Annotated in this window: 9 protein-coding genes; 3 read left to right on the top strand and 6 right to left on the bottom strand. The window is 70.6% G+C overall.

The genetic code is table 11. The annotated features are described in order from the left end of the window. Positions 1–64 precede the first annotated feature (64 nt). The gene (locus tag ACIOGX_RS01120; protein WP_401909116.1) at positions 65–931 is read right to left on the bottom strand and encodes an NmrA family NAD(P)-binding protein; all 867 of its coding nucleotides are present in this window, start codon (positions 929–931) and stop codon (positions 65–67) included. Between the two features lie 63 nt (positions 932–994). Here ACIOGX_RS01120 and ACIOGX_RS01115 point away from each other — a divergent pair, with 63 nt between their 5' ends. After that, on the top strand, positions 995–1351 hold the full coding sequence (locus ACIOGX_RS01115; RefSeq protein ID WP_356513085.1) for a helix-turn-helix domain-containing protein: 357 nt from the start codon (positions 995–997) through the stop codon (positions 1349–1351). Positions 1352–1439: 88 nt separating this feature from the next. On the opposite strand, the gene ACIOGX_RS01110 is transcribed toward ACIOGX_RS01115, so the two are convergent. After that, on the bottom strand, positions 1440–2366 hold the full coding sequence (locus tag ACIOGX_RS01110) for a 2-dehydropantoate 2-reductase (RefSeq protein WP_356513083.1): 927 nt from the start codon (positions 2364–2366) through the stop codon (positions 1440–1442). Between the two features lie 139 nt (positions 2367–2505). On the opposite strand from ACIOGX_RS01110, the gene ACIOGX_RS01105 reads away from it, so the two are divergent. Further along, a complete protein-coding gene (locus ACIOGX_RS01105; RefSeq protein ID WP_401909112.1) occupies positions 2506–4032 on the top strand; it encodes a GMC family oxidoreductase in 1527 nt (508 codons plus the stop codon). A 116-nt stretch (positions 4033–4148) separates the two neighbouring features. On the opposite strand, the gene ACIOGX_RS01100 is transcribed toward ACIOGX_RS01105, so the two are convergent. The 3 genes from ACIOGX_RS01100 to ACIOGX_RS01090 all read right to left on the bottom strand — a co-directional run bounded on the left by ACIOGX_RS01100 (position 4149) and on the right by ACIOGX_RS01090 (position 5237). Beyond that, a complete protein-coding gene (locus tag ACIOGX_RS01100) occupies positions 4149–4325 on the bottom strand; it encodes a hypothetical protein (RefSeq protein WP_401909110.1) in 177 nt (58 codons plus the stop codon). A 66-nt stretch (positions 4326–4391) separates the two neighbouring features. Then, positions 4392–4571 (bottom strand): hypothetical protein, encoded by a 180-nt coding sequence (locus ACIOGX_RS01095; protein WP_401909107.1) that lies wholly within the window; start codon positions 4569–4571, stop codon positions 4392–4394. Between the two features lie 12 nt (positions 4572–4583). Further along, entirely contained in the window at positions 4584–5237 is a 654-nt protein-coding gene (locus ACIOGX_RS01090; protein ID WP_356513075.1) for a TetR/AcrR family transcriptional regulator, read from the bottom strand. A 148-nt stretch (positions 5238–5385) separates the two neighbouring features. Here ACIOGX_RS01090 and ACIOGX_RS01085 point away from each other — a divergent pair, with 148 nt between their 5' ends. Then, positions 5386–6144 (top strand): SDR family NAD(P)-dependent oxidoreductase, encoded by a 759-nt coding sequence (locus tag ACIOGX_RS01085; RefSeq protein ID WP_401909105.1) that lies wholly within the window; start codon positions 5386–5388, stop codon positions 6142–6144. A 145-nt stretch (positions 6145–6289) separates the two neighbouring features. On the opposite strand, the gene ACIOGX_RS01080 is transcribed toward ACIOGX_RS01085, so the two are convergent. Further along, on the bottom strand, positions 6290–8554 hold the full coding sequence (locus ACIOGX_RS01080) for a serine/threonine-protein kinase (protein ID WP_401909102.1): 2265 nt from the start codon (positions 8552–8554) through the stop codon (positions 6290–6292). Between the last annotated feature and the right edge of the window lie 107 nt (positions 8555–8661).

Genomic DNA, 8661 nt, shown 5'->3' with positions numbered 1-8661 from the left:
GGGAGGCCGGACCCAGGAGGGCGCCGATCGGGGCCGCGGCGCAGGGCACCGGGAACGCGGCCGGTCAGAAACCGATGTCCTCCAGCCACCGGCTCGCGGTCCGGGGGGTGATGCCCAGCAGCTTCTGGGCCGAGTGTTCGAGGGCGATCGCATACTCCGGGAGCGTGTCGAGAGCCCTGTACAGGTCAGCGACATCGGCGGCGGCGCCTTCTCCGATGAGCGGCGCGACGGAGGCGCGGAAGTCCTCGGGGGTGACCTTCTCGAAGCGCACGCGCCGCCCGAGCCGGGCACCGAACGCCTCGGCCAGATCCGGCGCCGTGATCGCCGGGGACTGCCCTACGGACACCACTCCGGTGACCTCCGGCCGCTCCAGCAGAGCGACCGCGACATCGGCGACGTCCAGGTGTGACGCCCACGACACGGGGAAGCCGGCCCGCATCGGGTAGGGCAGTACGCCCCGTTCGCGCACCGCCTCCACGATATGCGGCATGAGCAGGTTCTCCAGGAACAGCGTGGGCGCGATCACCGCGTGGGACACTCCGCTGTCCGCCAGGCCGCCCGCCAGCGTCGCGACCGCGTTCCCGGCCCGACCATCCGGATCGCCGCCGTCAGCGGGGGCAAGCGGCGAACCACTGGTCGAGAACACCACGCGCGCCGTCCCGGCGGCACGGACGGCGTCGGCGATATGGCGCGCGTAGGCCCGGCGGTCGTCCTCGGAGGCCAGTGGCAGATGTACGAACACCGCCTCGGCGTCACGGTAGGCCCGTGTCAGTTCCGCTGTGGACGCATAGTCCGCGACAACCACCCGGGCGCCGCTCACCACAGTGTCAGCGCTGCGGGTGACAGCGATGACCTTCTTGCCCGCAGCGGCCAGAGCCGCGGCAACAGGGGCACCCTGGGCGCCGGTCGCGCCGTGAATCACATAAGTCATGGCCCCATTAGTGCATGGGGTGCACCAGTTACATCAACTGCACTAATGGGCTATCGTCGGAAAATGACCAACTCCCGCCTGCCCGAGTGCGGTGTCGCCCGGTTTCTCACCCTGCTCAACGGGCCGTGGGCCACCCTCATCGTGCGTGAACTCCTGCACGGTCCCCGCCGTTTCACCGAACTGCGCGCCGCCCTGCCCGGCATCAGCCCGCACACCCTCACCAGCCGACTGCGCCAGTTCGAGACCCACGGCATCGTCACGCGCACCGCCTACGCGCAGATCCCCCCACGCGTCGAATACCGCCTCACCCCCCTCGGCGAAGGGCTGCACGACGTCCTGAACGCCATGGCGGCCTGGGCCGTGACCGTTCCCGATGCCCGGTCCGATGTCATCGGCGACGCGGAGGCGGCATCGTCCTGACACGGATCACCCCGTCCACCGACGAAGTGGCCGGCCATCCCGGCCCTGTCCTTGGCGTACCCGGTCCGTCCCTGTGGCAGGACCAGCGTCACGCCGTGGCGGTACGCAGGTGTTCGTAGACGCGCAGGCGAGTGGTCGCGGCGTCGAGGCAGGGCGTGGGCGTGCCGGAGCGACGGGCCTGGTCGAGGAAGGCGCCCAGCATCGGCTCGACTTCGGTCGGCCGCCCGGCGGTCAGGTCGCGGTAGACGGAGGTCGTGAGCGGGGAACCGGGCTGGGTGGCGGCCTCTTCCACGGAGGTGATCGCGTCGTCGCTCTGCGGATGCCCGGCCGCGGAGCTGACGGCGGCGGCCTCCGCGACGATGGCGCGGGCGATGCCGGCACCTCCCGGCACGGCGACGATCTCGCCCACAGGCGCGTTCATCAGTGTGGTGAGCGCGGTGATGGAGACGATGAAGAACCACTTGCGCCACATCTCACCGAGGATGTCCGTGCTCAGGGAGACAGCGATGCCGTCGACGTCGAGGAGGCCGGCGACGGTGGTGGGCCGCGTGCCGTCGAGGCCGCCGACCGTGAGGGACGCGGTGGGGTTCAGCTGCGCGACGGCGCCGTCGGACCGGAGGGCGGCGGCGATCATGGCCACACCGCCGAGCACCGCGCTCGTTCCGAACCGCCCGGTCAGCACATCGATGTGAGCGACACCGTTGAGCAACGGCAGAATCCGTGTCCCGGGGCCGACGGCGACGGCGAGTTGATCGGCCACCTCGGCGACGGCGTCCGCGCGGGTGGTCAGCAGGATGAGGCCGAACGGGCCGTCGAGCCTGTCCGCGGTCACCACCGTGGGGGACAGTGTCAGGTCCTCGTCCGGCGTGACCAGCCGCAGGCCGTGCGTGCGCAGGTGTTCGGCGCGCGCGGGGCGGAGCAGGAAGGTGACGTCACGGCCCGCCTGGACCAGGCGGGCGCCGAAGTACCCACCGGTGGCACCGGCGCCTACGACGAGGATGCGCTCGCCGCTCATCACGATCGTCCTCTCGGAGAGCCTCCACTGATGTGTTCGAGCTTAGGCGCGTGGGCCGCACACTGCCCGATGTCATAGGTTGTAGTTGAATCATTTGTGAGGCTTGTGTGCGGTTTCCTCACGAGTGGGCGGATATGGCATGGCGGATGTCGCGGAGTACGACTTCATCGTGGTGGGCGCCGGAACGGCGGGTTGTGTGCTGGCCGCGCGGTTGTCGGAGGGCGGCGCGGCGCGTGTGCTGCTGCTGGAAGCGGGCGGGCAGCCCCCCGCCGCCGTGCGGATGCCCTCGGTGTGGACACGCGGTCTCCAGGGAAGCAGCGTGGACTGGGCGGGATCCACCGTGGTGCAGGCCGCGACGGGCGCGAGCATTCCATGGCCGCGCGGGCGCGTGCTGGGAGGTTCCTCCGCGATCAACGGGATGTGTTTCCTCCGGGGCCACCGGTCCAGTTACGACGCCTGGCCGGACGCGGGCGCGGAAGGCTGGGGCTTCGACGACCTGCTGCCGTTCATGCGACGGAGCGAGAGAGCCCCGGGACGGGATCCGGCCGTGCGGGGCACGGAGGGGCCTCTGACGGTGGCCCCGGCGTCGTCACACCTCGCGTTGGCCGAGGCGACGCTGGCAGCCGCGGCCGAGGCCGGTTATCCGGTGGTGGCCGACATCAACAGCGGGCTGGAGACTGGTTTCGGCTGGTCGGATCTGAACATCGTGCGGGGGCTCAGGCAGTCTTCCGCGGACGCCTACCTCGCCCCGGCGCTCGACAGGCCCAACCTGGATGTGGTCACGGATGCACTGGTCCGCCGCGTGCTGGTGGAGGGCGGGCGCTGCACGGGCGTCGAGTACGGCGTGGGTACCGAGGTCTTCACGGTGCGCTGCCAGGGCGAGGTGCTGCTCAGCGCGGGCACCGTCGGCTCCGCCCAGTTGCTCATGCTGTCCGGTATCGGGCCCGCGTCCCATCTGCGCGAGGTCGGGATCACCCCCGTGCTGGACCTGCCCGGCGTCGGGGAGAACCTTCAGGACCACCCTCGCTCGACCGTCGTCTACAGCGCGGTACGGCCCATCCCGCAGACGGAGGCCAATCACGCCGAGGTGATCGGTCTGATCCGCAGCGACGACTCCGTGCGGAACCCTGATCTCCAGGTCCAGTTGGTGGAGATTCCCTACTACGCGCCGACGCTGCCTCCGGAGCTGCCGGTGCCGGGCCAGGGCTACTCCCTCGCCTTCTCCGGGGTCACCCCGCGGAGCAGGGGCAGGATCCGTCTGGCCACCAACGGCCCCGCGACTGCGCCCTTCCTGGACCCCGACTACTACGGCGACCCCCGCGACCTCGACGTGATGGCCGCCGGCCTCCGGATCGCGCGCGCCATCGGCCAGGGGCAGGCCCTGGAACCCTGGCGCGGCGAGGAAGTACTGCCCGGCCCCGGCGTACAGACCGTGGAGGATGTGCACCACTACCTGTGCAAGAGCCTGCGCACCTACTCCCACCAAGTGGGAACCTGTCGCATGGGTACGGACGACATGGCCGTCGTGGACACCGACCTGAGCGTGCGGGGAATCGGCGCACTGCGGGTGATCGACGCCTCCGTCATGCCCACCATTGTCTCCGCGAACATCAACGCGACCGTCTACGCCATCGCCGAGCGCGGGGCATCCCTCATCAGAGGCTGACCGCTGTCGTGCAACGCGCCGGGCAGGCGCGAACTCCGGCCGGCACGGAGGGTGAACGAACTGCTCGAACCGGCTGCAAGAAGGGCTGACAGCCACTCAACCAGCCTGCGGGTAGCTCAGTGGGGACCGCCCATCGACGAGTAGTCATAGGTGCCGTTGGGCTTGGCACGGTATGGGTAGCGGCCGAACTTCCGGCCGCGCCGCACTCGGCGCCCGCACAGCAGCAGCGCGGTGAAGATGGTCAAGAAAAGCAGCGCGACCCCGCTGCCGCCGAGTATCAGTGCTGTCTCCATCGGCTGCGTGTATGAGCCAGGGGACGGAGAGTCAGCCGGCATAACAGCCTGAGGTGCGGCCGGTCCTCACCCGGCCTCGGGGAGCATTGGCAGGCTCCAGGTCCGCCGAGCGAAGGAAGTCGGCGACCTGCCCGGCATGTCGCCGGTGACCGGAAACTCCGGGGCGGGGATGTCCTCCTCGACGCCGGTGTGACCGGGCAGAAGGTCGGCGACGGCCGTCCGGATCGCGCCGCGGACGTGGAACATGGCGCGCCAGTGTCAACGTTCCGGCTTCGGGTCAGGCCGGCGGGTCGGGGTGTATCTGGCGAGCATGGTCTGGACGGCCTGTTCGACGGCGTCGTGGATGTCGGAGGCCGCGGGGTTCCAGTCGGTCAGCAGCATGCGGGGCCACAGGACGTAGTTGGCGATCATGCCGAGGAACTGGTTCGCGGCGCTCACCGCGTCCGGGACATCGGCGTTGCCCGCCTCGTGCTCGGATTCCAAGTAGTGCTGAACGGAGGTGAAGTAGGGCAGTTTGCCGAGCTGGAACTGCATCCGTCCCAGTTCGGGGAAACGAGGCAGTTCGGCGATGACGATCCGGAACAGAGCTGTCATGCCGGGCCGGCCGACCAGGTCGGCATAGCGGTGGCCGATGGCTGTCAGCCCGGAGCGCAGATCTCCGGTCTGTGGCCGCGCGGCAGCGTCGCCCGCGTCACGCTGCCAGGACTCGGTGACGATGGCCTCGAAGAGGGCCGCCTTGGTGGGGAACCGCTTGAACAAGGTCGACTTCGAGACCCCGGCCGCTTCGGCGATCCGGGCCAGTGAGGTGCCGTCGTAGCCGCGATCCAAGAACAGTTCTGTGGCCGCGGTGGTGATCGCCTCGCGTTTCTGCTGAGCGAGTCTGCGGTGGTGTGCGGAGAGTTCTGCTGCCATGCGGACAGTATGCCGCAGACCCGAGGCGAGTCACTTGACTCGCCTCGACGGCCCTGCTTACGGTACGAGAACAAGGCGAGTCGAGTGACTCGCCTCCTATCTGCGGCGCCGAGTGCATTCCGGTAGCCGCGCGGTGGAGGAACAGTTCATGACGATCGACAAGATCGCTCTGGTGACCGGTGCGAATCGCGGCCTCGGGCGCAGCGCGGCCATCGCTCTGGCCATACGTGGGGTGCGGGTCGTGGTCACCCACCGCGGTGATGCGGCCGGGGCGGAGAAGACGGTGGAACAGGTGCAGGCGGTGGGTGGGACTGCCGCTGTTCTCCGGCTCGACATCAGCGACGTCTCCTCTTTCGCGTCCTTCACCTCCGAACTGGGCGAGCAACTGGAGCGCTGGGGTACTTCGCGGCTCGACATCCTGGTCAACAACGCGGGAGTGGGGATCTTCGGACCGCTGGAGGACGTCACGGTCGACGACTTCGACACGGTGATGGGCACCAACGTCCGGGGCACGTTCTTCCTCATCCAGTCACTGGTGCCGCTGCTGACCCGAGGCGGCCGCGTCATCAACGTCTCGACGTCACTGACCCGCCACACCAGCCCCGCCACCTCGGTCTACTCCGCCTCGAAGGCCGCCGTCGAAGCCCTGAGCCGTACCCTCGCCGCAGAACTCGGCCCGCGCGGAATCCGGGTCAACTCCATCGCCCCGGGGCCGACCGCCACCGACTTCAACGGCGGAGCGATGCGGGACGACGCCGGGATGCGCCAGGTTCTGGCCGGACAGACCGCGCTCGGCCGCGTCGGCGAACCTGAGGAGATCGGCGACGCCATCGCCACGCTGGCCGCCGAGGGCCTGCGCTGGGTCACCGCCCAGCGCATCGAGGTCTCCGGCGGCGCACTCCTCTGAGTGACCGGGCGACAGCCCATGGAGACGCGGGCAGCGACGGCCCCGACTCACTCCCAGCCGGTCTCGTCCTCGTCCAGCTCCGGCGCCTCAGGGTCCCGAAGCGGGCGCAGGACGCCGGCGGCGGAGTTCGTCGCTGCCGCCGGAGTCAGCCCGACTTCGGCGGCTTCTGCGCGTCGAAGGCGAAGACGGTGTTCTTGTCCGCGGCCACGATCAACGCGCGGCCCACGACGGTCACGCGCGGGCTCGCGTTCTCCGCGCCCGTCAGACCCTCGGCCTGCGGATCTGTGGTCCACAGAGTTCTTCCGTCGTGCGGCGACAGCGCGACCACCCGGCCTGTGGCCGAGCTGAAATACAGCGCGTCGGCTCCCGCCGCGGGGCCCGACGCGCCCTCCACGCCCGTCTGCCGCGACCACTTCTTCCGGCCGGTCGCGGGGTCGAACGCCGTGACGAGACCGGTCTGCCCGCTCATGTAGACCGCGCCGCCCGCCATGCCGGGCGTCCCCGCGTATGTCCTGTCCAGCCGCGAGTACGTGACCTTCCCCGAGGCCGGGTCGACCCGCGCCACCCCGTCGTACCCGGCCAGCGCCGTTCCCTCCATGCGTCCCAGGAGGAGTACGAGCCTGCCGTCGGCGACGCCCATCGGCACGGCGGGGCCGTCGACCGCGATGGGCCTGCCCAGTGCCCCCGAGCCGCGGTCGACCGGGTACAGGGCGGGGTGGCGCACCTCCAGGGCGTCCACCTCCGTATCCGTCGCGCACATCGCGAAGAGCTGGGCGCCCACCGGGACGGGAGCGCACTGCGTACCCGCGGGGAACGGCCTCTTCCAGGCGACCTCACCGCTGCGCGCGTCCCGGGCCTCGAAGCGGGAGTTGGAAGCGTCGACCGTCACGACGGCGGAGCCGACCACGAGGGCGTCCTGAGTGCGGCCCGTGACGGCCATCGACTGGGCGCCGGTCGGCACGGACCACAGCTCCCGGCCGGTGTTCGCGTCGACGGCCACCACCTCGCTGGAAGGGTCCTGCGGGGCGTCCTCGGCGGCGAAGCGGTAACCGAGCACCGTGTCGTCGGTGGCGCCCACCAGGTGCATGCCCTGGACGGGGACGCCCGGACTCTTCGCCGTCCACACCCGCGAGCCGTCCTGGGCCCTGATACGGGTCGCGACAACACTGCCGCCCCCGCAGAACAGCGCGTCGTCGCGCGCGACGCAGCGCAGCTCGTCGGGGATGTCCTCGCGACCGCCGGGCACGGTCTCGCGCCACGGCTCGAAGCCGTTCGGAAGCGCGGCACCCGGCGCCGCGGCGCTGCTGCCCTTGTCACCGTCGCCGCCCTTGTCGTCGCCGCTGGTCCCTCCGACGCCGCCCGTCCGGAGCATGGCGACTCCTCCGCCGATCGCCACCACCGCGACCGCGGCCGCGAGCACGGGCCGCCATCGGCCGCGCAGACGGCGGCCGATGGCGGTGCCTGCGCGCCCGGTACCGGGACCGGCCTGGGCAGTCGGCGCCGGGGCTGTCGGCGCCGGGGTGGCCGGCGCCACGAAGTCATGCTGGGTGATCATGTCGCGGGTGCGGCCCGCGCCGACTCCGTCCGTGTCGGTCCCGCCCAGGTCGGCCGACAGGTCCCGCAGCAGCACGAGGAGTTCGTCCGCCGAGGGGCGCCCCGTGGGATCCTTGTCCAGGCACGACTCGACGACCGTGCGCAGAGCCTCCGGCACGGCGCCCAACGACGGCTCCTCGTGCACCACCTGATACGCCGTCAGGTATGGGCTGTCCGCGTCGAAGGGCCCGTGGCCCGTCGCCGCGTACACCAGCAGTGTCCCCAGGGAGAAGACATCGGACCGCGGCCCCACACCACGCGGCGCCTGCAACTGTTCCGGCGACATGAACGGCGGCGTACCGATGACCCGTCCTGTCATCGTCAGCGTCTGCTGGTCCGCGGCGCGCGAAATGCCGAAGTCGATGACGCGCGGGCCCTCGGGCGAGAGCACGACGTTCGAGGGCTTCAGGTCACGGTGGACAACGCCCACCCGGTGGATGTCGCGCAGCGCCTCCGCCAGCCCGATGGCGAGTTTCCTCAGCTCCGGTCCGTTCAGCGGTCCGTTCGCGGCGATGCGCTGGGCGAGCGTGTGCCCCTCGATATAGGTCGTCGCCATCCACGGCTGCTCGGCCTCAGGGGCGGCGTCGACCACGGCGGCGGTGAACGCGCCGCTCACCCGCCTCGCGGCCGCCACCTCCTGCCGGAAACGGATGCGGAACTCGTCGTCCCCCGCGAAGTGCTGGTGGATCAGCTTGATCGCGACGGGCCGCCCCGAACTCGTACGGGCCAGAAAGACCGTGCCCATGCCACCCGAGCCGAGCCGCGCCTCAAGCGGGTAACCGCCGATCTCGGCTGGATCGCCTGCGCGCAGCGACACTCTTCCCGACCTCCCGTCTCCCGTGCGTCTCTGCCACCACGGGCCCGCGTATCTGTCCTGTACCCAAACTAGCCGCACGGCGGTACGGCGGAGCAAAGGGGGTGACG

Origin of the sequence: Streptomyces sp. NPDC088147 (assembly GCF_044741565.1) — a bacterium.
Classification (GTDB): Bacteria; Actinomycetota; Actinomycetes; order Streptomycetales; family Streptomycetaceae; genus Streptomyces.
Note: the sequence above shows the minus strand (reverse complement) of the source record. Positions and strands in the feature narration are given on the sequence as shown.

Coding starts and splice junctions, on each gene's coding strand:
- ACIOGX_RS01120 (WP_401909116.1), bottom strand. CDS start 931: ATGACTTATGTGATTCACGGCGCGACCGGCGCCCAGGGTGCCCCTGTT.
- ACIOGX_RS01115 (WP_356513085.1), top strand. CDS start 995: ATGACCAACTCCCGCCTGCCCGAGTGCGGTGTCGCCCGGTTTCTCACC.
- ACIOGX_RS01110 (WP_356513083.1), bottom strand. CDS start 2,366: ATGAGCGGCGAGCGCATCCTCGTCGTAGGCGCCGGTGCCACCGGTGGG.
- ACIOGX_RS01105 (WP_401909112.1), top strand. CDS start 2,506: ATGGCGGATGTCGCGGAGTACGACTTCATCGTGGTGGGCGCCGGAACG.
- ACIOGX_RS01100 (WP_401909110.1), bottom strand. CDS start 4,325: ATGGAGACAGCACTGATACTCGGCGGCAGCGGGGTCGCGCTGCTTTTC.
- ACIOGX_RS01095 (WP_401909107.1), bottom strand. CDS start 4,571: ATGTTCCACGTCCGCGGCGCGATCCGGACGGCCGTCGCCGACCTTCTG.
- ACIOGX_RS01090 (WP_356513075.1), bottom strand. CDS start 5,237: ATGGCAGCAGAACTCTCCGCACACCACCGCAGACTCGCTCAGCAGAAA.
- ACIOGX_RS01085 (WP_401909105.1), top strand. CDS start 5,386: ATGACGATCGACAAGATCGCTCTGGTGACCGGTGCGAATCGCGGCCTC.